Source organism: Paracoccus sp. R86501 (assembly GCF_042466435.1).
In the GTDB taxonomy this organism is placed as follows: Bacteria; Pseudomonadota; Alphaproteobacteria; order Rhodobacterales; family Rhodobacteraceae; genus Paracoccus.
Genome location: NZ_JAXHPZ010000001.1, coordinates 2,677,935 through 2,699,809, shown reverse-complemented (window position 1 = coordinate 2,699,809; position 21,875 = coordinate 2,677,935). Strand labels below are relative to the sequence as shown.

20 protein-coding genes and 1 riboswitch are annotated in these 21,875 nt (G+C 66.1%); of the genes, 6 read left to right on the top strand and 14 right to left on the bottom strand.

The genetic code is table 11. From position 1 onward, the window contains the following. Positions 1 to 3: 3 nt before the first annotated feature. The 5 genes from SJY40_RS13200 to SJY40_RS13180 are packed head-to-tail and all read right to left on the bottom strand — an operon-like array spanning position 4 to position 6,358. Entirely contained in the window at positions 4 to 633 is a 630-nt protein-coding gene (locus tag SJY40_RS13200) for a precorrin-8X methylmutase (RefSeq protein WP_378947267.1), read from the bottom strand. Then, positions 633 to 1,736 (bottom strand): precorrin-3B synthase, encoded by a 1,104-nt coding sequence (gene cobG / locus SJY40_RS13195; RefSeq protein ID WP_378947264.1) that lies wholly within the window; start codon positions 1,734 to 1,736, stop codon positions 633 to 635. The genes SJY40_RS13200 and cobG overlap by 1 nt, the downstream gene beginning before the upstream one ends. Then, positions 1,733 to 4,957, bottom strand: a complete 3,225-nt coding sequence (gene cobN / locus SJY40_RS13190) for a cobaltochelatase subunit CobN (RefSeq protein WP_378947262.1) — start codon at positions 4,955 to 4,957, stop codon at positions 1,733 to 1,735. The genes cobG and cobN overlap by 4 nt, the downstream gene beginning before the upstream one ends. Then, on the bottom strand, positions 4,957 to 6,000 hold the full coding sequence (gene cobW / locus SJY40_RS13185) for a cobalamin biosynthesis protein CobW (protein WP_378947259.1): 1,044 nt from the start codon (positions 5,998 to 6,000) through the stop codon (positions 4,957 to 4,959). Before cobW ends, cobN begins: the two co-directional genes overlap by 1 nt. A 4-nt stretch (positions 6,001 to 6,004) precedes the next feature. Beyond that, on the bottom strand, positions 6,005 to 6,358 hold the full coding sequence (locus SJY40_RS13180; RefSeq protein WP_378947256.1) for a DUF1636 domain-containing protein: 354 nt from the start codon (positions 6,356 to 6,358) through the stop codon (positions 6,005 to 6,007). Between the two features lie 102 nt (positions 6,359 to 6,460). Beyond that, a riboswitch (cobalamin riboswitch) is annotated at positions 6,461 to 6,678 on the bottom strand. Positions 6,679 to 6,717: 39 nt separating this feature from the next. Here SJY40_RS13180 and cobO point away from each other — a divergent pair. From cobO to SJY40_RS13165, 3 genes are all read left to right on the top strand, one after another. Continuing rightward, positions 6,718 to 7,347 (top strand): cob(I)yrinic acid a,c-diamide adenosyltransferase, encoded by a 630-nt coding sequence (gene cobO / locus SJY40_RS13175; protein ID WP_378947253.1) that lies wholly within the window; start codon positions 6,718 to 6,720, stop codon positions 7,345 to 7,347. A 94-nt stretch (positions 7,348 to 7,441) separates the two neighbouring features. Continuing rightward, positions 7,442 to 8,164 carry a trehalose-phosphatase gene (otsB, locus tag SJY40_RS13170; protein ID WP_378947250.1) on the top strand — a complete coding sequence of 241 codons (723 nt, stop codon included), beginning with the start codon at positions 7,442 to 7,444 and terminating at the stop codon, positions 8,162 to 8,164. A gap of 15 nt (positions 8,165 to 8,179) precedes the next feature. Beyond that, positions 8,180 to 9,532 (top strand): trehalose-6-phosphate synthase, encoded by a 1,353-nt coding sequence (locus SJY40_RS13165; RefSeq protein ID WP_378947247.1) that lies wholly within the window; start codon positions 8,180 to 8,182, stop codon positions 9,530 to 9,532. A 290-nt stretch (positions 9,533 to 9,822) separates the two neighbouring features. Here SJY40_RS13165 and aroQ read toward each other — a convergent pair whose 3' ends face one another. The 3 genes from aroQ to SJY40_RS13150 form a co-directional block, all read right to left on the bottom strand. Continuing rightward, complete coding sequence (aroQ, locus tag SJY40_RS13160) at positions 9,823 to 10,251, bottom strand: type II 3-dehydroquinate dehydratase (RefSeq protein WP_378947244.1); 429 nt, start codon at positions 10,249 to 10,251, stop codon at positions 9,823 to 9,825. Between the two features lie 29 nt (positions 10,252 to 10,280). Continuing rightward, positions 10,281 to 11,777 (bottom strand): asparaginase, encoded by a 1,497-nt coding sequence (locus tag SJY40_RS13155; RefSeq protein WP_378947241.1) that lies wholly within the window; start codon positions 11,775 to 11,777, stop codon positions 10,281 to 10,283. Positions 11,778 to 11,849: 72 nt separating this feature from the next. Beyond that, positions 11,850 to 12,395, bottom strand: coding sequence for a DUF924 family protein (locus SJY40_RS13150; protein WP_378947238.1), 546 nt, complete (start codon positions 12,393 to 12,395; stop codon positions 11,850 to 11,852). Positions 12,396 to 12,571: 176 nt separating this feature from the next. Here SJY40_RS13150 and SJY40_RS13145 point away from each other — a divergent pair, with 176 nt between their 5' ends. Further along, entirely contained in the window at positions 12,572 to 13,177 is a 606-nt protein-coding gene (locus SJY40_RS13145; RefSeq protein WP_378947235.1) for an alpha/beta hydrolase, read from the top strand. A gap of 4 nt (positions 13,178 to 13,181) precedes the next feature. Here SJY40_RS13145 and SJY40_RS13140 read toward each other — a convergent pair whose 3' ends face one another. From SJY40_RS13140 to SJY40_RS13120, 5 genes are all read right to left on the bottom strand, one after another. Next, entirely contained in the window at positions 13,182 to 13,946 is a 765-nt protein-coding gene (locus SJY40_RS13140) for a VOC family protein (RefSeq protein WP_378947232.1), read from the bottom strand. A gap of 8 nt (positions 13,947 to 13,954) precedes the next feature. Beyond that, on the bottom strand, positions 13,955 to 14,365 hold the full coding sequence (locus SJY40_RS13135; protein ID WP_378947229.1) for a DoxX family protein: 411 nt from the start codon (positions 14,363 to 14,365) through the stop codon (positions 13,955 to 13,957). A 106-nt stretch (positions 14,366 to 14,471) separates the two neighbouring features. Continuing rightward, positions 14,472 to 15,374: a LysR family transcriptional regulator gene (locus SJY40_RS13130; RefSeq protein ID WP_378947226.1), complete on the bottom strand. Its 903-nt coding sequence runs from the start codon at positions 15,372 to 15,374 to the stop codon at positions 14,472 to 14,474. Next, on the bottom strand, positions 15,375 to 15,911 hold the full coding sequence (locus SJY40_RS13125; protein ID WP_378947223.1) for an NADPH-dependent FMN reductase: 537 nt from the start codon (positions 15,909 to 15,911) through the stop codon (positions 15,375 to 15,377). It abuts the gene before it with no gap. Positions 15,912 to 15,932: 21 nt separating this feature from the next. Continuing rightward, positions 15,933 to 16,865 carry a ring-cleaving dioxygenase gene (locus SJY40_RS13120; protein ID WP_378947220.1) on the bottom strand — a complete coding sequence of 311 codons (933 nt, stop codon included), beginning with the start codon at positions 16,863 to 16,865 and terminating at the stop codon, positions 15,933 to 15,935. Positions 16,866 to 16,989: 124 nt separating this feature from the next. Between SJY40_RS13120 and SJY40_RS13115 the strand changes: the two genes are divergently transcribed. Continuing rightward, a complete protein-coding gene (locus SJY40_RS13115; RefSeq protein WP_378947217.1) occupies positions 16,990 to 17,910 on the top strand; it encodes a LysR family transcriptional regulator in 921 nt (306 codons plus the stop codon). A gap of 33 nt (positions 17,911 to 17,943) precedes the next feature. On the opposite strand, the gene SJY40_RS13110 is transcribed toward SJY40_RS13115, so the two are convergent. Continuing rightward, positions 17,944 to 19,545 carry an alpha-glucosidase family protein gene (locus SJY40_RS13110; RefSeq protein ID WP_378947215.1) on the bottom strand — a complete coding sequence of 534 codons (1,602 nt, stop codon included), beginning with the start codon at positions 19,543 to 19,545 and terminating at the stop codon, positions 17,944 to 17,946. Between the two features lie 119 nt (positions 19,546 to 19,664). On the opposite strand from SJY40_RS13110, the gene glgB reads away from it, so the two are divergent. Continuing rightward, entirely contained in the window at positions 19,665 to 21,851 is a 2,187-nt protein-coding gene (gene glgB / locus SJY40_RS13105; RefSeq protein WP_378947212.1) for a 1,4-alpha-glucan branching protein GlgB, read from the top strand. The last annotated feature ends 24 nt before the right edge of the window (positions 21,852 to 21,875 follow it).

The window sequence follows — 21,875 nt, the reverse complement described above, 5'->3', positions numbered from 1 at the left end:
GGTTCACTCCTTCCGGCTGGCCAGCGCATTGATCGCGGCGACGGTGATGGCGGACCCGCCAAGGCGGCCCCGCACGATGACCGCAGGCACGGGCGGGGCGGCCATCAGCGCGTCCTTGGATTCCGCCGCGCCGACAAAGCCCACGGGGCAGCCGATGATGGCGGCGGGGCGGGGACAGCCCGGGTCCTCCAGCATGTTCAGCAGGTGGAACAGCGCGGTCGGCGCATTGCCGATGGCAACCAGCGCGCCCGCCAGGTGGGGACGCCACAATTCCAGCGCGGCGGCGCTGCGGGTGTTGCCCATGTCGCGGGCCATGTCGGGCACGCGCGGATCGTTCAGGGTGCAGATGACCGGATTGTCGGCGGGCAGGCGGGCACGGGTGACGCCTTCGCTGACCATGCGCGCATCGCAGAGGATCGGCGCGCCCTTGGCCAGGGCGGCACGGGCGATGGTCGCCATGCCGGGGGTGAAGTGGACATGAGTCTCCAGCCCCACTAGGCCTGCGGCGTGGATCATGCGGGTGACCACGGGTTCCTCATCGGCGTCGAAACGCGTCAGGTCGGCCTCGGACCGGATGGTGGCAAAGGACTGGCGATAGATCGCGGCCCCGTCCTTTTCGTAAACATGCGGCATCAAAGCACCTTTGGCAGTTGGTCGGGGTGAAGTCCGCGCAGGGTGGGCGCATCATGCGCACAGCCATGGCGGATCAGGTCAAAGCCCTGCGGCGTGGCCGTCAGGGTCATGTCGGCCGCACGCGGCCAGCCGCAGCCCTTGGCACAGCCCGACACGTGCAAGACGGCGTCCTGCGGCACAAGCGCGGCCAGGTTGCGGGCCAGCGGGCGCGTAGCGGCATGGGCCTGGGCGCAACCCGGCGCACCGGTGCAGGCACGCACCCGAAGGCGCGGATCACCCGTATCCAGAATCAGCCCGGGCATCGGCGGCAAGTGGCGTGCGCCCTGCACCAGCAGCATCCGCCACGGCGTCAGGCGCAGAGTTCCCAACCTGCCAAGGCGGCGCAGGGTGTCGGGGGGAACCTGTCCGAATTCAAAGCCCGCCAGCACGCCTTGGGGCAGCGAGGCAGGGAAGGCATGTGGGGCGGGCCTGTTGGGCGTGATGTCGGCACGCGGGGTGACACCGCGCGCGATCAGCGCCGCCATGCGTCCGCGACCGTTGCGGGCGCCGCCGCGTTCCAGAAACCAGCGGGCCATGTTGACCGCATCGCGGGGCGTTCCGAGGGCCGCGCCTTGGGCCATTCCCTCGGCGCGCAGGATCAGGCCGTGGCCTGCACGCTCGATCCGGATGTCGGCGGGGTCATGGGTCAGGACAAGGGCGGGACCGGTATCGACGGCAAAGCCGAACTTGGCAGGCAGGGTCAGCGCGCTGGCGGCCAGCGCGGTTTCCAGATCACGCACCAGCGCATCGGTCGCATCGCCGCCAAACGGGGTGACAAGGATATTGCGCCGCGTCTCGGTGGCGATATCGGGGTCGATCAGGTCCAGCGCCCGCAGATCGGCGATCAGCGGCGCATGGCTGTCGGGCGTGACGCCGCGCAGTTGCAGGTTGCCGCGCCCCGTCAGATCGATCAGCCCGTTGCCGTGCAACTGCGCGGCGTCCGCGATCCCCTCGGCTTGATCACGGGACAGCTTTGCGCCACGTGGCTTGATGCGCACGACCCAACCATCGCCGGAGTCCATCGGACGCAGGGCACCGGGGCACCAGCCCTTCACGCCGCTCATGCGTCCGGCCCCAAGCTGGCGGCGATCGAGTTTCGCCGCGTCACCCACAACCCCGCATCATGCAACCGATGGAACAGGTCGCGCATGGCGGCCAATGCGGCGGGATTGGCGTCGGCCATAAAGGCGGTGATCTCGTCGCGCCCCAATGTGCCATCGTGATAGAGGTCGAAGAGATGCGGCGGCACCGCGCCTGCCAGATGGGCAAAGGCCGCCATGTGATCCAGTGTTGCGGCGATTTCAGCCGCGCCACGGAAACCATGCGCGGTCATGGCATCGGCCCAACGCGGGTCGGTGGCGCGGGCGCGGACGGTGCGTGCTATTTCCTCGGTCAGGGTGCGCGCGCGGGGGCGGTCTGGCTGGGTGGCGTCCAGATGATACAGCGCGGGGGCATCCGCGCCGATGCGGGCCATGGCGGCGGCAAAGCCGGCCTCGTGTGCGGCATAATCGGCGGCCAGCAGCAGGTCGCTTTCGGGCAGGTCCTGCGCGTGGACGAAACTGTCGGCGGTTTGCAGGCGGGCTTCGATGCCGCCCCGATCCTGCGTCACGGCACCATCCTGCCCGATGGCCCAGCTGGAGGCAGTGATCCAAGCCTCACCCGCCGCCTGCCTTGCGGCGTCGGTAAAGGTGTCGGGGGCGGTGCCCATGCCAAGCCCGTATTGGCCGGGTTCGGGGCCGAAAACCCGTGCCATGCGCGTGGCATAGGGGTTCATATCGGTGGCCTCCTCACGGTCGGCCAGCGCCTGCGCACCGGTTTCGAACAACTGTGCCAGCACGGGAAACACATCGCGGAACAGGCCCGACACCCGCAGCGTCACGTCGATGCGCGGGCGGTCCAGCAGCGCCAGCGGCACAATTTCCACGCCCGAGACGCGGCCCGATCCTTCGTCCCAGACCGGCGACAGGCCCGCCAGATGCAGGGCCATGGCAAATTCCTCACCCGCGGTGCGCATTGTCGCGCTGCCCCACAGATCGACGACCAAGCCGCGCGGCCAGTCGCCGTGATCCTGCAGATGGCGGCGCAGCAATTCCTCGGCCAGTTTGACCCCTTGGGCGTGTGCGGCGCGGGTCGGAACGGCGCGGGGGTCGGTGGCGAACAGGTTGCGCCCCGTCGGCAGCACATCAAACCGGCCCCGCGCGGGTGACCCAGATGGACCCGCCGCGACATGGCGACCCGACAACGCGGCCAGCAGACCCGCCTGTTCCTGCGGCCCGCATTGACCTTGGCCAAAGATATGCAGACCCTGCCCGTATTGGCTTTCCTTGATGTCACAGACAAAGCGGTCGATGCGGGTGATTGCCTCGGCTTCACTCGCATCGGGCGGAATGCCCAGATCGCGGTCAACGCCAAGCGCGCGCGAGGTGTCGCGGATATCGCCGACCAGCCGGCCGCGGCGGGCAGGGTCCAACCCGTCGGCGGTCGAATATTCATCCAGCAGGCGTTCCAAACCCGCCATGCTGTCGGGCACCACTGCGGCCAGCATCGGCGGTGGCAGATGACCCAAAGTCACCGCTCCAAGGCGGCGCTTGGCCTGCGCGGCCTCGCCCGGATCGTTGACGATGAAGGGATAGATCACCGGCAGCGTCCCCGTCAGCGCCTGCGGCCAGCAGTCGCCCGACAGCGCCACCGATTTGCCCGGCAGCCATTCCAGCGTGCCATGCGCCCCCATGTGGATCATCGCATGCAGCCCTTGGGATCGCAGCCACAGGTAGAACGCCACATAGGCATGGCGCGGCACGCGGGTCAGGTCGTGATAATCGTCGTCGCGATTGGCGCGATGGCTGCGTTCTGGCTGCAGCGCCATCAGCAGCTTGCCCGCGCGGATGGCGGCGAAATGGAAGGCACCGTCCCGCATGTCGGGGTCGGTCTCGGGTGCGCCCCATGCGGCATGCAGATCGTCGCGCAGGGTCGCTGGCAGGGTGGCCAGAGCGGCGCGGTATTCCTCCAGCGGCCATGTGATCCGGTCGCGGGTCAGATCGCCCTGTGCATCCGACACATCATAGCCGTGATCTGCCAGCATCCCCGCCACCCCTTGGGCCGAGGCCAGCGCATCCAGCCCCACCGCATGCGCCATCTGCCAGTCGCGCCCCGGATAGGTGGACAGAACCAGCGCCAGCCTGCGATCTGCGACAGGCGCCGCGCCAAGGAGGTACCATGCGGCAATGCGGTCGGCGGCGGCATCGACCAGTTCCGCATCGGGGCGGTGGGCAAAGCGGGAATATTGCAGGTCGGGGTCGCGCTTGGCGGGGGATTTGAAGCTGATGACACCGGCAAGGATGCGGCCATCGACCTCGGGCAGGACCACGTTCATGGCAAGGTCCGATGGCGACAACCCGCGTTCGGCCTGATGCCATTCGCTGCGGCGGTTGGTGGACAGGGCGACCTGAAAGACGGGGCTGTCAAAGCGGTCGAAGGCGCCGCCAGCTTCGGTATGGGCCGAAAAGCCGGTGGCATTGACGATGGTGGCGGGCGTTTGGGGCAGGGCACCGCGCAGCCATTCGGCAAAGCCGGGTGCTTTCAGCGACGGTGCAAAGGCCCCGCAGGCGTTGAAACCACGTTCACGCAGGGCGTGGATCATCGCATCAATCGCCGCGGTATCGGCGGCAGCCAGCCAACTGCGATAGAAGGTGACCAGCGCCAAGGGGCCGGACGGGGGCGTTTCGATGATGCCCAGTTCGGGGTCATACAGCCCCATCTGCGGCAGGGTCTTGCGCCCCAAAACAGGGGCCGCGTGCAGGCCCGCCGCAATCGCCATCTGCGCCAGCGCCGCTTGGGCTGCCACCGCGCCACCCTGATCGCAATGGCGGCGCAACACGCGCAGCACCGATGCGGGCACGGTAGAGACCTGATCCAGCCGCGCATCATCGCGCCCGTCGGCGGGCAGCACGGCCAGCGCAATGCCGCGCCGACGCGCCAGATCCTGCACGGAGGCAAGACCATAGGGCCAGTAAGCCTCGCCCCCGATCAGGCGGATCAGGATGCCTTTGGCCCCCGACAGCGTCTGGTCCAGATAGGTGTCAACCGACACTGGATGGCGCAGCGCCACAAGGTTGCACAGCCGCAGGGACGGCAGCCCCCCCGCCGCGCGATGCCAGCCCGCCGCGAAGGCGCCAAGATCGCTGTCCGAAAAGGACAGCACCACCAGATCCGCCGGCGACTGGCCGGGGTCATAGGGGGCGTCGGACTGGTCCAGCCCGTGGCGTTCGCGGAAGACGACATGCATCAGGCAGGCACGCCGGTCAGCATGGCGCGGATCGCGTCGGGCTTCACATCGTCATGTTCGGCGATGACCACCAGCTGCGACCGGCGCGGCTGATCGCCCCACGGGCGGTCATATTGGTGCCGCACACGCGCACCCACGGCCTGCACCAGCAGACGCATCGGTTTGCCTTGCACGGCGACATGGCCTTTGACGCGCAGGATGTTCTGTTCGACGGCCAGACGTTCGATGGCCGCGACCAGATGCGCGGGGTCGGTGATTTCGGGCAGGTCGATGATGACGGTGTCGAAATCTTCATGTTCGTGATCGTCATGGCCATCGTGATGGCTGGGGCGGGCGGCCAGGTCGTCTTCGGCGGCGGCGTTGAGGCCAAGGATTACCTGCGGGTCAATCGCGCCCTCGGTCACGGTCAGGATGGGCAGCTTGCGCGGGGCATGGTCCAGAATGGCGGCACGGGCGGCGGCGACACCAGCCTCGCCTGCCAGATCGGCCTTAGTCAGCAGGACGACGTCGGCGCAGGCGATCTGATCCTCGAACACCTCGGACAGGGGCGTTTCGTGGTCAAGGCTGTCATCCGCCTCGCGCTGTGCGTCAACTGCGGCGACATCGGGGGCGAAACGGCCTGCGGCGACGGCTTCGGCATCGGCCAACGCAATCACGCCGTCAACAGTAATGCGCGACCGGATGGCGGGCCAGTCGAATGCCTTTAGCAGCGGTTTCGGCAGCGCCAGCCCCGAGGTCTCGATCAGGATATGGTCGGGCTTCTGCGGCAGGGCCATCAGCCGTTCCAGCGTCGGGATGAAATCATCGGCGACCGTGCAGCAGATGCAGCCGTTCGACAGCTCCATGATGTTTTCGGCAGGGCAATTGTCGTCGGCGCAGCCTTTCAGGATCTCGCCGTCCACACCCATCGTGCCGAATTCATTGACCAGCACGGCCAGTCGCTTGCCCTGCGGGTTCTGCATCAGGTGGCGCACAAGGGTGGTCTTCCCCGCGCCCAGAAAGCCGGTGATCACGGTCACGGGGGTCTTGGTCAGATCGGTCATGGGATCACTCCTGCGGGGGGATGCGGGCAAGGCTCTGCTTGCGGAAGATGGTCGGGCGTTCGCGCCACGGCACGATGCCGTCGCCGCTGGCGGCATAGGCGGCGGCACCCGTGGCGATATCTGCGGCGTCTTCGGGGGTCAGGCGGCCATAGACATAGGACCACTTGCCCGGCCCCGTCAGCGACACCGAGCAGCCCTGCGCACAGGCGGACAGACATTCGACGGGGCGGATTTCCACACCTGCGGGCGGGTCGTCGGACAAGGCCTGATGCAGCACCGCGCCGGGGCGGGGGGCATCGGGGTCGTCCATGGGCACCGTGCCGCGGCAGGTGGTGCAGACATGCAAGATGGCGCGCATTGCGGCCCTTCCCTTAAGCTGTGGCTTCAAGGGTGAAGGCCGAAAGGGGATCGCACGGGGGTCTCCGGCCATCACCTGCCGGTCGCGAAACACCCCGTTCGCCCGTCATCAACAGGTGCTGGCAGGTCTCCCGGCTTGCGGATTCTGGGCTGGGCCCTACGGTCGTCCCACCTTCCCAGCCCATCGGGGGCCAGTGGATCGGGCGACCTTTCCGGTCACGGTCGCGGGGGCGGCTGCGCTTGGGTCGGGCAGTGACGCCTTGCCTGTCGCATTCCCTTTTCACCTGCCATACGACAGGAACCAACACGCGCCGACCAAAGGCCCGCAGCCCCGATTTGTCAACCCGAAGGAGAGATTTGATGTCCCAATCCGACCCCATTCCCGATCAGGATCTGGCCCGGCACGCGCAGAAAATGGCCAAGAAGAAGGCCGCCCGCGACCGGATGATGGAAACCAAGACCGGCGAAAAGGGGCTGATCATCGTCCATACCGGCCCGGGCAAGGGCAAATCCAGCAGCGGCTTCGGCATGATCATGCGCTGCATCGCGCACGACATGCCCTGCGCGGTGGTGCAGTTCATCAAGGGCGCTTGGGACACGGGCGAGCGCCGCCTGCTGACGACGCATTTCGCCGACCTGTGCCAGTTCCACAGCATGGGCGAGGGGTTCACATGGGAAACCCAGGACAAATCCCGCGATATCGCCGCGGCGCAGGCGGGCTGGGAAAAGGCCAAGGATCTGATCCGCGATCCCGATATCCGCATGGTCCTGCTGGATGAAATCAACATCGCCTTCCGCTATGGCTATCTGGATGTCGAACAGGTGCTGGCCTTTCTTGCCGCCGAAAAGCCCCCGATGACCCATGTGGTCCTGACCGGTCGCGGTGCCCCCGACAGCCTGATCGAGGCCGCCGATCTGGTCACCGAGATGACCCAGATCAAGCATCCCTTCCGGTCCGGCATCAAGGCCCAGATCGGGGTCGAGTTCTGAAACCTTGCTGCAATGCGGCACAAAAAGTTGACGTGGGGTCGAACCCGTGACCCGATAGCGGGGTTCACATGATGTCACGATCAAAGGACTGCACATGACCCCGCCCAACCTGCCGAAAGATGCCGCGCTGTTTCTGGATTTCGACGGATGTCTGGTCGATATCGCCGATCGTCCCGATGCGGTCGTCGTCTCGGATGCGCTGCGCGACCGGCTGGCCCGGCTGCACGCGATGCTGGATGGCGCGGTGGCGCTGATCTCGGGTCGGGATGTGGCCGATCTGCGCGGCTTCCTGCCCGATTTCGCGGGCATCGTCGCCGGCAGCCATGGTGCCGAACTGTCGCTGGCCCCCGGCCAGATCGAGGCGGTCCACGACCAGCCCTTCGACGCCGCCGCCCTGCACGCGCGCGCCCATGAACTGGCCCGCCCGCACCCCGCCCTGCTGGTCGAGGAAAAGCCCCATGGCGTCGCGCTGCATTACCGCGCCGACCCGTCGCTGGAAGGCTATGTCCAGCAAGTGATGCAGGACATGCTGCAGGCCAACCCGGGGCTGATGCTGCAACCCTCGAAGATGGCGCTGGAACTGCGTCCGGGCGGTGTGGGCAAGGACAGCGCGCTGGCCGGTCTGATGCAGCGCGCGCCTTTCGCGGGCCGGATGCCGGTCTTTGCAGGCGACGACCACACCGACGAACCCGCCATGCGGCAGGCGCAGACGCTTGGTGGCTTTGCCATCAAGATCGGCGAGGGCGATACCGCCGCCAACCACCGCCTGACCGATCCCGCTGCGCTGGCCGACTGGCTGGACGCGTCGATCAACTGAACCCAAGGAGCCCATATGTCCCGCCTGATCGTCGTCTCGAACCGCCTGCCTCTGGGTGACAATCCGTCCGGCGGATTGGTGGTCGCGCTGGAGGACGCCCTGCGCAATTCCGGCGGCGTGTGGATCGGCTTTTCCGGCGAGGTCACTGAAAATCCGGGCGACAGCCTGCAAGACCACCCCGGCGCACCGTTCCAGCGGCTGTCCTTTGATCTGAATTCACAGGATCACGAACGCTATTACCTTGGGTATTCGAACTCGATCCTCTGGCCGCTGTGCCATGGGCGTCCCGACCTGATGCGGATCAGGCCGGAATATGTCGATGGCTATCGGCAGGTGAACCAGCGCATCGCCGACATGATGCTGCCACACTTGCGCGATGACGACCGGATCTGGGTGCAGGACTATCACCTGTTCCCACTGGCCGCCGAACTGCGCGCGCGGGGCGTCACGGCACCCATCGGGCATTTCCTGCACATTCCCTTCCCAGGCCCCGGCGATTGCGGCGCGCTGCCCAACCCCGAGGAGCTGTTCGACTGGCTGTCCCATTACGATCTGCTGGGCTTTCAGGCCGAACGCGATCTGGGGGCCTTTGCCGAGAGCGGGCGGCAGCTGTCCGACATGGACCATATCTCGGACACCGATTTCCGCCTGTCGGGTCGCAAGCTGAAAGCGGGGGTCTTTCCCATCGGCATCGACGCCGCCGATTTCATCGCCGAAGCGCAGGATGCCCCTGATGCGGACCGGATGCGCAGCCTGACCGGCGCCAAGATGATGATCGGCGTGGATCGGCTGGATTACTCAAAGGGCATCCCGCATCGGTTCCGCGCCTATCAGCTGCTGCTGGACAAGATCCCCGATCTGCACGAACAGATCTCGTTCCTGCAGATCGCGCCCCCCACCCGAGGCGAGGTCGATGCCTATCAGGACATCCGCGAAGAGACCGAGCATCTGGCGGGCCGCATCAACGGCCAGTTCGCCAGCCTGAACTGGACGCCCATCCGCTTTATCCACCGCGCGATGCCGCGTCCGGTGCTAGCGGGCCTGTATCGGCAGGCGCGCATTGGTCTGGTGACGCCGCTGGCCGACGGGATGAACCTTGTCGCCAAGGAATATGTCGCGGCGCAGGACCCCGATGATCCGGGCGTGCTGATCCTGTCGCGCTTTGCCGGTGCCGCCGAAACGATGGATCAGGCGCTGATCATCAACCCCCACGACCCCAGCGATACGGCGGGGGCGATGGCGCAGGCCATGCGGATGACGCTGGACGAACGGCGCGAACGTCACGCCGATCTGCTTAAAGGCGTGGTCGAGAATGACATCGCATGGTGGTCGCGCAGCTATCTGTCCGCCTTGGAGGGTGCTTCCTGACCGGGCAACCGCAGGCGATTCGCATCACGTTTGCTGTTTTGCGCGTCGCGTTTCTGCCCGTTTTGCGGGCAAGGTAGGGAAATCCTGCATGTGGATTGCCCAATTTTCCATCCCCGTGCCGCGCCGCAGCATCAGCGCGTGACGCGATGCAGGGGGTGGTGCATCCTGAAGGTACGAAGCCAAGATGCTTCGGGGCTCCTCCTCCCTTGGTTCGGCAACGGACCACGTCAGGGCCGTCATTCCCACCGCACCTCCTCCTCCCTGCGGTCCGGAATGGCGGTCCTTCGCGTTCAGTCGATCAGCGAAACCACATGGCGTACGGCGGCGGCATAGCCCCGCACGCCCAGACCCGCGATCACCCCGTCCGCCCGCATCGAGACATAGGAATGGTGGCGGAAAGCCTCGCGCTTGTGGACCTGACTGATGTGGATCTCGATCACCGGGCCGTCAAAGGCGTTCAGTGCATCCAGCACCGCGACCGAAGTATGGGTCAGCGCGGCGGGGTTGATGACAATGGCCGCACCGTCAAGGCGGGCTTCGTGAATCCAGTCGATGATCTGGCCTTCCCAGTTCGACTGCAGAAATCGGATCTGGTGGGGGCCGGCGGCGTCGCGGCACAGGTCCTCGACATCGGCCAGCGTGGTGCTGCCATAGATTTCGGGCTGGCGCTGCCCCAGCAGGTTCAGGTTCGGGCCGTTCAGGACATAGATCAGCGACATGGCATTTCCTTGGCAGGTGATGGTCTTTGCTAGCAACCCGTGCGCCTTCTGTCAGCCCTGAAGGGTGCTGCGGTGATGTCGGGGGTCTGACCTGTCGGATCGATCAGCAGCAGGCGGGCGGGGTTTGCCGCAACGGCGATCTGCGCTTGCGGATGGGCCTGCGGGCCGATCCACGACTGTGTGCCATCAGGCGCGATCACCACCAGCCGGTCGTCCAGCATCTGCAAACGCCCCGCTGCACCCGCCTGCCACAGCGTATCATCGCCATCGCACAGCAGCGGCCCCCGGTCCGGGTCATTCGTCAGCGTGACCGGCCCGTCCACCGCACGCAGCGATTGCCCCGGCCACAGCGGTCCTGCGCTGACATCGGGCGCGGCGCATTCGCCCGCAAGGCTGCGCTGCATCAGCGCCCGCAGCGTGGTCCGGTCCCACCCGTGGTGATCTGCCGCCGCCGTCAGGACCGTCAGCTTGGCCAGCGCCGCCACGGGCGTCATGTCCCCGCAGCCGATGGCACCGGTGTCCGCGATCCAGGCCCCGGCGGCATAGTGGAAGGCCCCCACGCGCCCGCCCGTCACGCGGCTGGTGATGACGGTGACGGCATCGGCGTCCCGTGCTGCCTGCAGCGCATCGCGGGTGGCGGGGCTGTTGGGGATGTTGCCCTCGCCAAAGCCCTGCAGGATCAGGCCTGTCGCGCCCGTGGACAGCGCCACCCCGATCAACTGGCCCATCAGCGGACCTGCGGCGGGCACGGCGGGGATCTGGGCGACGTTCTGCGCATCGATGCGATCCGCCACCGCATCCAGCTGGGCGCGGACCAGCGCCATTGCAGCGGGGTTGTCCAGCGCCTGCGCAGGTGTCGCGGGTCCGGTCAGCGGCTGCGCATCGCCCTGCCACGCGCCGATCCCAGCGTGGGCCAGTGGCGGCAGATGCGGGCTGTCGAAAGCTGCGAAATACGTCGTCGAGGACTTCAGCGCCCGGTTCCCCCGCAGCAGCTTGCCGTCGAAGAACAAAGCCACCTCGGGCAGGCGCAGACGGGTCATGGCCAGCGCGCCCGCAAGGTTGCCAAGCGCATCGCTGGCCGCGTTCAGCGCCAGACCATCGGTGGTCTGGACGAACAGCGGCAGCTGCGATCCGGTAACGATCACCGGCTTGGACAGCCTCGCCCGTGCCCGACCCCGTCCGTCCGCCACGTTCAACAGGAAGGACAACGCCGCCGCCGTGTAATCCATGGTGTCTGTGCCATGCAGGATGACAAAGCCGTCATACTGGTCGTACAGATCCAGCACATGGGCTGCCATGCGGCACCAGTCGCGGGGGCGCAGATCGGTGCTGTCCAGCGTTCCGGGGCCTTGGTCTGAAAACCGCAGCCCCGTGTCGAAATCGAGGCTGATCCCCGGCAGGCTGGCCGCCAGCGAGGGCCCCAGCAGGTCCCGCGCCGCCTGCGCGAAGCGGGCCGAGGGCATGGGCGCCAGCGGTGTCCCCGCGCAGGCGATGGTGCCGCCGGTATTGATGACGCAGATCCGCATGATGCCCCCCGTGATGGTCTTTCGCATCCTATAGGGCGGGACGGGGGGCGCGATCCAGCCCCCGCCCCCCAGTCAGAACCCCTTGTGGGTTTCCAGAAAGGCCAGCTCGGCCGGCGTGCTGTCGCGGCCCAGCACGGCATTGCGATGCGGAAAGCGCCCGAATTTCGCGATGATGTCGCGATGTTCGCGCGCGAAATGCAGCGAATGCTGGTTGCCAAGCGCCTTGTACAACTCGACCGAGGTGGTCTGATCGGCCAGATCCTCGGAATGCATGAACGGCAGATAGAAGAACTGGCGGCGCTTGGGGTCCTGCTGCCGGTCATGGCCCAGTTGCAGCGCCTTGCGGGCGTGGTCCAGCGCCAGTTGGTTGCTTTCGAAGCTGCGCGGCGATCCGCGGAACATGTTGCGCGGGAACTGGTCCAGAACGATGCACAGCGCCAGCGCGTCGTCGGGGCTGGCCATCCAACCGTCCAGCTGCCCGTCATGGGCGGCCTGATAGGTGTCGCCGAAGCGCCCGGTGATCTCGGCATCTATCTGATCGGATTTGGCGAACCAGAAGGGCTGCATCCGGTCCGAGAACCAGAAATCCAGAACCTCGGCTGCGGTGCTGACGGGCATGGGGCTTCTCCTGCTGGGGTTGGGTCATGGTGGGCCGTTCGGGCCGCATGGGCAAGCCGCATGGCGTTCGGCAGGGCAGAACGCGGGGTTCGCCAAGGGGTGGTCTGGCGCGAACGGCCGGGGGCGGGCATCTTCAGGTCAACCGTTGTCCAGGCGGGATCACGAAAGGAACCCCGATGCGCGAACTGCCCTTCATCCACAGCCTGCAACAGCCGCAGGACAGCGACGGCAGCACGCTGATCCTGATGCATGGGACCGGCGGGTCGGAAACCGACCTGATGCCGCTGGCCGCCCGCATCGCACCGCGCACGCAACTGCTGGGTCTGCGCGGCAGATCGAACGACGAGGGCGTCGCCCGCTTCTTCCGGCGCCTGTCGATGGATCGCTTCGATCAGGACGACATTCGGACCGAGGCCACAGCTTTTGCCGAATTCTGGCAGAGCGCGATGGATCGATATGATCTGGACCCGGCCAAGGTGACGGTGCTGGGCTATTCCAACGGGGCGAATTTCGCCGCCGCCGTGATGGCGCTGCATCCGCAGCTGATCCCGCGCGCCATCCTGCTGCGCCCGATGCTGGCCTTGCAGGACCCGCCGCTGGTCGATCTGTCGGACGTCCGTGTCTTGGGCCTGCAGGGCGCGCGCGACCCTTACGGCGTCCATGCCCCCGCCTTGCAGGACTGGCTGATCCGCACCGGCGCGCAAGCGAAGATGCAGCGCGTCGATGCGGGGCACGAACTGTCGGCGCAGGACCTGCGGCTGGCTGCCGATTGGCTGGGCTGACGCCTCAGATCATGCGGAAGCTGGTGCCCCAAGGGTCGGTCAGCACCTCTCCGGCGCGGTCGGGGGCGCCGATGACGACCTGCACAAGGCCCGCCATGCGCGGATCGCGCGGACCTGCGCCCTTGCTGTGCCACGCACTGGCGGCAAGATGGTGGTGATAGCCGTTCCAGCCGAACCAGCCCGCATCGGGAAGCGCGAAGCTGTGGGTCAGGTCCAGTTCGCGCGTCAGGAACCGGCTGGCCAGATCGGCGTCGCCCACCTGCAGATGGACATGCCCGATGCTGGTCCCCAGGGGCGCGCCCTGCCAGCTGTCGGTGGTCAGCTGGGACAGGGCGAACAGATCCAGCCGACGGGTGGTCATCTGCACCTGATCACCCACGCGGGGCCAGTCGCTTTCGGGACGGTCGCGATAGATCTCGATGCCGTTGCCTTCGGGGTCGGCCAGATACAGCGCCTCGCTGACGCCATGGTCCGAGGCCCCCGACAGCCGCAGCCCGATGTCATCGGCATGACGCAGCCAGCGCGACAGATCGGCGCGCGAGGGCAGCAGGAACGCCGTGTGATACAGCCCCGCCTGCGAAGGATCGACCGGCAGCGCGGCGGGGTCGGGCAGCAGCGCGACCAGCACGGTGCTGCCCACGCCCAGTTGCAGGCTGTCCCCGTTGCGACCCATGACCCGAAGGCCGATGGCGTTTTCGTAAAAGGCGGTCATGGCGGTCAGGTCACGGACCCGCAGGACGACCTGTTCGATGGTGCGCTTGGGGGACATGATGCGGTCTACTCCTTGCTGATGGCGGCGGCGCCGGGGCCGATCAGCGCCTGAACGATCAGCGCGATGGCCCAGAACGCGGGATATTCCCAACCGCCGCCCTGATTGTTGAAGAAGAAGCCGTTGGCGCCATGCGAAAAGACAATGGTGCCCAGCATCAGCGGCACCAGCGCCAGCGCGACAAGACGCACCTGCAGGCCCAAGATCAGGGCGATGCCGCCCAGCAGTTCGGCTGCGATGGTCAGATAGGCCAGAAAGCCGGGCAGGCCGATTGATCCGAAATATTGCGCCGTACCAGCAGGGGTGAAAACGAAGATCTTCAGCCCCACATGGGCCAGGAACAGGACGCCAAGCGTCACGCGCAGGATCAGCGCTGCAAGGTCGGGGTTGCGAAGGCGGGTGTTCAGGGTGGTCAGCATGGGGTCTTCCTTTCGGGCCCGTGGCGGGCATGTCCCGACCCATATGCCGCATTGCGATCCGCCCGATAATCCGGCCGTCCGGAAGATGATCTGTGACGGATTGGAATCAATCGTCCCATTTGTGATCCGGTCCCCATCTGTCGCGCAGGAAATCGACCAGCAGCCGTACCCGAGTCGGCATGTGGCGGCCCGTGGGCGTGATCGCCATGATCGGGATCTGCTGCGGGGTCATCGCGGGAAACAGCTGCGCCAGCCTGCCGTCCCGCACCGCCGGGGCCGAGATGAAGTCCGGCACCCGCGTGATGCCCAAGCCCGCAATGGTGGCGCTGACGCAGGCCTCGGCGTTGGAAAAGCGCAACCGGCCCGGCAGGGTCAGGGTGACGCGGCGGGTCCCGTCCATCAGTTGCCATTCATCGGGCTGGGCGAAATTCAGGTCGGTGACGATGTCATGGTCGTGCAGGTCGCCGGGCTGCTGCGGCGTGCCGCGCGCCGCCAGATAGTCGGGGGCGGCCACGATCTGGATGCGCATCACCCCCAGCTTGCGCCCGATCAGCGCCGAATCCCGCAATGGCCCCGCGCGGATCGCCAGATCGACGCCCTGTTCGGCCAGGCTGACGATGTTGTCGGTGAAATCGACCTGCAGGGTGACGGCGGGATGGGCGCGGGCAAAATCGTTCAGTGCGGGCATCAGCTGCACCGTCCCGAAGGTCAGCGGCGCGGTCAGCCGCAACAACCCCGAGGGGTTGGCCGCCGCATCGCGCAGGCTGTCATCCAGTTCGTCCATCTGATCCAGAATGGCGGTGATGCGGACCAGATAGGCCTCGCCCTCGGGGGTCAGGCTGATGGCGCGGGTGGTGCGGGTCAGCAGACGGATGCGCAGATGCGTTTCAAGCCGGGACACCAGCTTGGAGGCTTGGCCCGGCGACACCCCCGCCTGCGCCGCCGCCGCGGAAAAGCTGCCCGTGCGGACAACCTGAACGAACATGCGGTCGGCGGTCAGGCGGTCCATTCACAGGCTGTCCGCAAAGCCCGCGACGAAATCATCCAGCCGCTGGCGGGTCTTGTCGTCGGTCAGATTGCCCTGATCGTCAAACAGCTTGCCCGCACCCGCGACCATCAGGCGACCCTCGAACCACGGGCGCATCTGCAGCATGCGCAGCACTGGCAGCCAATGCGCCTGCGCCAGCGTGGTGCCGAAGCCCCCGGGCGATGCGCCGATGACGGCGACCGGCTTCCCCTTGAACAGCGCCATGCCATCGCCGCGCGACATCCAGTCGATGACATTCTTGAAGACGCCGGGGACGCCGTTGTTGTATTCGGGTGTCACCAGCAACAGCCCGTCCGCAGCGGCCAGCTGTTCCTGCAGCGTCACGACGGCGGGAGGCAGGCCGTGGGCGGCCTCGGCGTCGCCATCGTAAAGCGGCACCTTGCTGATATCGCCGATATTCACGGTCACCCCTGACGCGCCATCGCGGGCGGCGCGCAGCAGGCCCGCATTGAAAGACGCCTGACGCAGGCTTCCGGACAGTCCCAGTATCGTCGTCATGGCGTCTTTCCTTTTCGTGGTTCAGACCAAGGGCTTCAGATTGGCCTCGATTGCGGCGCGCTTGCCTTCCAGGAAGGGCGGCAGCGACAGGCCCTGACCCATGCTGTCGCGTGGTTCATCCACGTCAAAGCCCGGACCGTCGGTGGCCAGTTCGAACAGATTGCCACCCGGTTCGCGGAAGTAAAGCGACCGGAAGTAGTAGCGTTCCACCTCGCCCGAGCTGGGGACCCGGTATTTGGCGACGTGATCGGTCCATTCGGTCAGCGCGGCATTGTCGGGCACGCGGAAGGCGACGTGGTGGACGCCACCCGCGCCCTGACGCGCACGGGGCAGGTCAGGCTGGATCGCGACATGCAGTTCGGCCGCCGCACCGCCATCGCCCATTTCAAAGACATGGACCTGACCCTGACCATCCGGGCTGGCATAATCGCGGGTCTTGCGCATGTGCATGACCTGAGTCAGCACGGCCTCGGTCGGGCCCAGTTCAGCAACCGAAATGGTGATCGGCCCAAGCCCGCGGATCTGGTGTTCGGCGGGCACGTCGCTGTCAGCCCAGGGTTCGCCCACGGGCTGGGGGGCGGCGACCAGGCGCAGGCGCTGGCCCTCGGGGTCCTCGACATCAAGGCTGGGGCGACCGTCGATGGTCGTCAGCCGTGCGTCCAGACCCGACAGGCGGTCGGCCCAGTAATCCAGGCTGGCCTCGGCCACGCGCAATCCGGTGCCGGTGATGGCGTTGGTGCCGCGGCGTTCGCGGGCGGCGGGCCAGTCAAAGAAGGTGATGTCGGTGCCGGGCGTGCCCGCGCCATCGGCGAAGAACAGGTGATAGGCCGAGGTGTCGTCCTGATTGACCGTCTTCTTGACGCGGCGCAGGCCAAGCGTCTGGGTATAGAAGCGGTTGTTGGCGGGTGCGTCGGCGGTGATCGCCGTCAGGTGGTGAATGCCGGTCAGTTGCATGAGATGCCCCTTTCGATAAGCGTTGAGGGGAATATGCACACTGCCGCCCGTTCGTGGCACCCGTCGCGCAGGCAACGCCGCGTTCGGTTCTTGCGAACGGTGCATGCCGCGCTATGGTCTTGCGATGACATGGACCCTGACCGATATCCGCACCTTTCTGGCCGTTCTGGATGCGGGCAGCATCTCGGGCGCCGCCGTGCGGGCGGATCTGTCGAAATCGGTCGTCAGCAAGCGCATCAGCGAATTCGAGGCGACGCTGGGCGTGCCGCTGTTCACCCGTCATGCGGGCCGCATCACCCCCACCGACAGCGCATGGGCCTTGGCCGACCGCCTGCGCCCCGCACTGGCCGAGCTGGTCGCAGCCACGGAAAACATCGGCGGGGCGGAAACCCAGTTGCGCGGGCGCCTGGCCATCGCCGCCCCGATGAGCTTCGGCATCCGTCACCTTGGCCCGATCATCGCCGATTTCGCCCGCGCCCATCCCGCGCTGGAGGTGGTGCTGGACTACGACGACCGCAACACCGATCTGGGGCGGGCGGGTTTCGACGTGGCGCTGCGCATCGGGCAGTTGCGCGACAGCAGCCTGATGGCACGGCGGCTGTGTCAGGACCCGCGCGCCTTGGTGGCCAGCCCAGATTATCTGTCGCGTCATGGCGCGATCGACAGTGCCTCCGATCTGGCCGGGCATGACTGCATCGGATACCTGAATGTCCGGCTGTCCGATATCTGGCCCTTCGGCGCGGTCATCCAGCCCCCCGCCCAAGGCCGCATCACCGCGAATAACGGCGAGGCGATGCGGGATATGGCGATCGGCGGGCTGGGGTTGGCGCTGCTGCCGCTGTTCATCGTGCATGATGCGATCAGGGATGGGCGGCTGGTGCAGCTGTTGCCCGACCTGCCGCAGGAGTTGCTGCCGATCAGCGTGGTCTGGCCGCCTACCAGACCGATGCCGCGCAAGACGCGGCTGTTCGTTGATCACATGGTGCAGGCGTTCCAAAGCGCGCCCTTGTGGCAGCAGGGTATCACCCTGCCACCCGAGGCTTGAGAAGACGACCGGAGCTGCCTCCGGTCGTCCTGTTCACATGGTCAGACCCGTGTCGCCCAGTAGCCATGCAAAGCCGTTGGCGGGCAGGGTCAGGGTCTGCCCGTCCAGCGTGGCATGGACGGGGCCGGTCAGGCCGCTGGTATCCGACAGGGTCAGCGTGACGGGGCTGGCCGACAGGTTGAAGACGCAGGTCAGCATCTGGCCCTCATGCGTGCGGGTGAAGGCCAGCACGGGCTCGGGCAGGTCCAGAAACCGCGTATCGCCCCAACGCATCGCGGGCTGAGATTTGCGGAAGGCGATGGTGTCGCGATAGGCCGCCAGCACGCTGTCGTCGCCCTGCTGTCCGGCAACGGCATGTGCGGCCTGCGCATCCTTGACCGGCAACCACGGCTTTGCCTCCGAGAAGCCCGCGTTGGGCTGGCTGGCATCCCATGTCATCGGCGTGCGGCAACCGTCGCGGCCCTTGACCTCGGGCCAGAAGCGCAGGGCGGGGGGGTCGGTCAGTTCTTCATAGACCAGCGTGGTTTCGGTCTGGCCCAGTTCTTCGCCCTGATAGATGCAGATGGTGCCGGGGAAGGACATCAGCATGGCGGCGGATTGGCGCGCCAGCACGTCGGGATCGGCGGCATGGCTGGCCCAACGGCTGACATGGCGCATCACGTCGTGGTTGGAAAAGCTCCAGCAGCTGTGGCCGTCTGGGGCACCGATCTGAACGCCCTCGATGCATGTGCGGAAATGCGCGGCGGTGAAATCGGGGCTGAGCATCTCGAAGCTGTAGCACATGTGCAGGCGGTCGGTGCCGGCGGTGTATTCGGCCATGATGTCGATGGCCGTCTGGCCACCGTCGCCGACCTCTCCGACCATCATGCGGTCGGGGAATTCATCGGTCAGCGCGCGCATCCGTTTCAGGAAAGCGACGTTCTGCGGCTGGTTCTTGGACCGGACATGCATCTGACGCGGATAGGTCTCGGGCCCGTCGTAATCGGGATTGGGCGGGTTCGACCGCAGCTTCTTGTCGTGGAAATAATAGTTGACCGTATCCAGCCGGAAGCCGTCCACGCCGCGTTCCAGCCAGAAGCGCATCGTGTCCAGCAGCGCGTCCTGAACGGCGGGGTTCCACATGTTCAGATCGGGCTGTTCGATCAGGAAATTGTGCAGGTAATACTGCTTGCGGCGCGCATCCCATTCCCACGCCGGACCACCAAAGACCGAAGGCCAGTTGTTGGGCGGCGTCCCGTCGGGGCGCGGATCGGCCCAGACATACCAGTCGGCCTTGGGGTTGTCGCGGCTGCTGCGGCTTTCGGCGAACCAGGCGTGCTTGTCGCTGGAGTGGCTGATCACCTGATCGATGATCACCTTGATGCCCAGTTCATGGGCACGCGCCACCAGCGCGTCGAAATCGGCCAGCGACCCGAACAATGGGTCGATGCCGGTGTAATCGGACACGTCGTATCCCATGTCCTTCTGCGGCGAAGTGAAGATCGGCGACAGCCAGATCGCATCCGCCCCGACCTGTGCTACATGGTCCAGCCTGCGTGTGATGCCCGGCAGATCGCCGATACCGTCGCCATCGCTGTCTTGAAAACTGCGCGGGTAGATCTGATAGATCACCGCATCGCGCCACCATTCCGTCATCGTGCACCTTTCGGTTCGTGAATCCCTTGTCGGACAAGACCACTATAGCCGGATCAAAAACCAGAGGTTAGCGTTAACCTGCCGATTGCCCGAATCTGTGACCCGGATAGAGTGGACCGATGAAAAAAACGACAAAGCCGTCTCTGCCAGATGTCAACGACCAGATCGCACTTGAACGCGGGCGATGCGACGACCCTTTCCGCATCCTGGGCCCGCGGGGCACGGGCAAGGACAGGTGGCTGACGGTCTTTCACCCCGATCTGGCGGCGCTGCGGGTTCTGACCAAGGGCAAGGCGCAGGACCTGCCGCGCGTGGCGGGCGATCTGTTCGCGGGACCCATCCCCGCCGGCGATTATCGCCTGCAGGCCGAAAGCGGTGGCGGGGTGACATGGGATTTCGACGATCCCTATCGCTTTGGTCCGGTTCTTGGCGACATGGACCTGCATCTGCTGGGCGAGGGCACGCACCGCCGTCTGTGGCAGGCGCTTGGGGCGCATGTGATGACCCACGAAGGCGCGCAGGGCACGCATTTCGCGGTCTGGGCGCCGAATGCGCAGCGTGTCTCGGTCGTGGGGCAGTTCAACACATGGGACGGGCGTCGCCATCCGATGCGCCGCCTTGGCGCCAGCGGCGTGTGGGAGATTTTCCTGCCCGATCTGGCCGAAGGCACGCTGTATAAATACGAGATCGTCGATATCAACGGCGCGGTTCTGCAAAAGGCCGACCCCGTCGGTTTCGGCAGCCAGCATCCCCCCGAAAAGGCCAGCGTCGTGCGCGATATCGCGGGCTTTGGCTGGAAAGACGGCGAATGGATGTCGGCCCGCGCGACCGCGCAGGACCGGACCGCGCCGATTTCGGTCTATGAGGTGCATCCGGGCAGCTGGCGTCGCAAATGGGACGATGGCGGGCGGCCCTTGTCCTATAAAGAGATGGCCCGCGATCTGGTCGCCTATGCCAAGGATATGGGCTTTACCCATCTGGAACTAATGCCGGTCAGCGAATTTCCTTTTGACGGATCATGGGGATATCAGCCGGTCGGTCTGTATGCCCCGACGATCCGTTTCGGTCCGCCGCATGAATTCCGCGACCTGGTCGATGCCGCGCATCAGGCGGGTCTGGGCGTGCTGCTGGACTGGGTGCCGGGGCATTTCCCGACGGATGCCCACGGACTGGCCCGGTTTGACGGCACCGCGCTGTATGAACACGAAGACCCGCGCGAAGGCTTCCATCAGGACTGGAACACCCTGATCTATAACTATGGCCGGACCGAGGTTCAGAACTTCCTGATCGCCAATGCCATCTACTGGTTCCAGGAATATCACATCGACGGGCTGCGCGTGGATGCAGTCGCCTCGATGCTGTATCGCGACTATTCGCGCAAGGATGGCGAATGGGTCCCGAACAAGGACGGCGGGCGCGAGAATTACGAGGCCATCGATTTCCTGCAAAAGATGAACATCGCCGCCTATGGCGACACCCCCGGCATCATGACCGTGGCCGAGGAAAGCACATCCTATCCTAAAGTATCCGCCCCCGTGGATGCGGGGGGCTTGGGCTTTGGCTTCAAGTGGAACATGGGCTGGATGAACGACACGCTGCGTTACATGAGCCGCGATCCCGTCCACCGCCGCTATCACCACGACCTGATGAGCTTCGGTCTGATGTATGCCTTCAGCGAGAATTTCATCCTGCCGATCAGCCATGACGAGGTCGTCCACGGCAAGGGCAGCATGCTGCACAAGATGCCCGGCGACGAATGGCAGCAATTCGCGAACCTGCGCGCCTATTACGCCTTCATGTGGGGGCATCCGGGCAAGAAGCTGCTGTTCATGGGCTGCGAATTCGGCCAGCCCGAGGAATGGAACCACAACGGCGAATTGAACTGGCACGCCGCCGGTCAGCCGCTGAACCAAGGCGTGCAATCGCTGGTGCGCGACCTGAACCATCTGTACCGTGACCAGCCCGCCCTGCATGTGAAAGATTGCGACGCCGACGGCTTCCAGTGGATCGCGACCGATCCTGCGCAATCGACCTATGCCTGGATCCGCAAGGGGAACGCGGGCGATCCGCCGGTGGTTGTGGTCTGCAATTTCACGCCCGTCCCGCGCCCCGATTTCCGCATCGGCGTTCCGCAGGCGGGGCGCTGGCACGAGGCGCTGAATTCCGACGCCGCCGTCTATGGTGGCAGCGGCATGGGCAATATGGGCGGGGTGGTCGCCGACGGGGCGGGTCAGGACGGTCAGCCCGCCAGCATGGCGGTGACGCTTCCGCCGCTGTCGGTGGTGATCTTCGTCGCCGATACGTGATTTTCTAAGGGGGAGGATTTCAAG

Bases quoted from the DNA above. Each gene is read 5' to 3' on its own strand.
- SJY40_RS13145 (WP_378947235.1), top strand. From the start codon at position 12,572: ATGCGCGAACTGCCCTTCATCCACAGCCTGCAACAGCCGCAGGACAGC.
- SJY40_RS13150 (WP_378947238.1), bottom strand. From the start codon at position 12,395: ATGCCCGTCAGCACCGCAGCCGAGGTTCTGGATTTCTGGTTCTCGGAC.
- SJY40_RS13120 (WP_378947220.1), bottom strand. From the start codon at position 16,865: ATGCAACTGACCGGCATTCACCACCTGACGGCGATCACCGCCGACGCA.
- SJY40_RS13155 (WP_378947241.1), bottom strand. From the start codon at position 11,777: ATGCGGATCTGCGTCATCAATACCGGCGGCACCATCGCCTGCGCGGGG.
- cobO (WP_378947253.1), top strand. From the start codon at position 6,718: ATGTCCCAATCCGACCCCATTCCCGATCAGGATCTGGCCCGGCACGCG.
- SJY40_RS13110 (WP_378947215.1), bottom strand. From the start codon at position 19,545: ATGACGGAATGGTGGCGCGATGCGGTGATCTATCAGATCTACCCGCGC.
- SJY40_RS13135 (WP_378947229.1), bottom strand. From the start codon at position 14,365: ATGCTGACCACCCTGAACACCCGCCTTCGCAACCCCGACCTTGCAGCG.
- aroQ (WP_378947244.1), bottom strand. From the start codon at position 10,251: ATGTCGCTGATCTATGTCCTGAACGGCCCGAACCTGAACCTGCTGGGG.
- SJY40_RS13140 (WP_378947232.1), bottom strand. From the start codon at position 13,946: ATGTCCCCCAAGCGCACCATCGAACAGGTCGTCCTGCGGGTCCGTGAC.
- SJY40_RS13180 (WP_378947256.1), bottom strand. From the start codon at position 6,358: ATGCGCGCCATCTTGCATGTCTGCACCACCTGCCGCGGCACGGTGCCC.
- SJY40_RS13125 (WP_378947223.1), bottom strand. From the start codon at position 15,911: ATGACGACGATACTGGGACTGTCCGGAAGCCTGCGTCAGGCGTCTTTC.
- glgB (WP_378947212.1), top strand. From the start codon at position 19,665: ATGAAAAAAACGACAAAGCCGTCTCTGCCAGATGTCAACGACCAGATC.
- SJY40_RS13130 (WP_378947226.1), bottom strand. From the start codon at position 15,374: ATGGACCGCCTGACCGCCGACCGCATGTTCGTTCAGGTTGTCCGCACG.
- cobG (WP_378947264.1), bottom strand. From the start codon at position 1,736: ATGAGCGGCGTGAAGGGCTGGTGCCCCGGTGCCCTGCGTCCGATGGAC.
- SJY40_RS13115 (WP_378947217.1), top strand. From the start codon at position 16,990: ATGACATGGACCCTGACCGATATCCGCACCTTTCTGGCCGTTCTGGAT.
- cobW (WP_378947259.1), bottom strand. From the start codon at position 6,000: ATGACCGATCTGACCAAGACCCCCGTGACCGTGATCACCGGCTTTCTG.
- cobN (WP_378947262.1), bottom strand. From the start codon at position 4,957: ATGCATGTCGTCTTCCGCGAACGCCACGGGCTGGACCAGTCCGACGCC.
- SJY40_RS13200 (WP_378947267.1), bottom strand. From the start codon at position 633: ATGCCGCATGTTTACGAAAAGGACGGGGCCGCGATCTATCGCCAGTCC.
- SJY40_RS13165 (WP_378947247.1), top strand. From the start codon at position 8,180: ATGTCCCGCCTGATCGTCGTCTCGAACCGCCTGCCTCTGGGTGACAAT.
- otsB (WP_378947250.1), top strand. From the start codon at position 7,442: ATGACCCCGCCCAACCTGCCGAAAGATGCCGCGCTGTTTCTGGATTTC.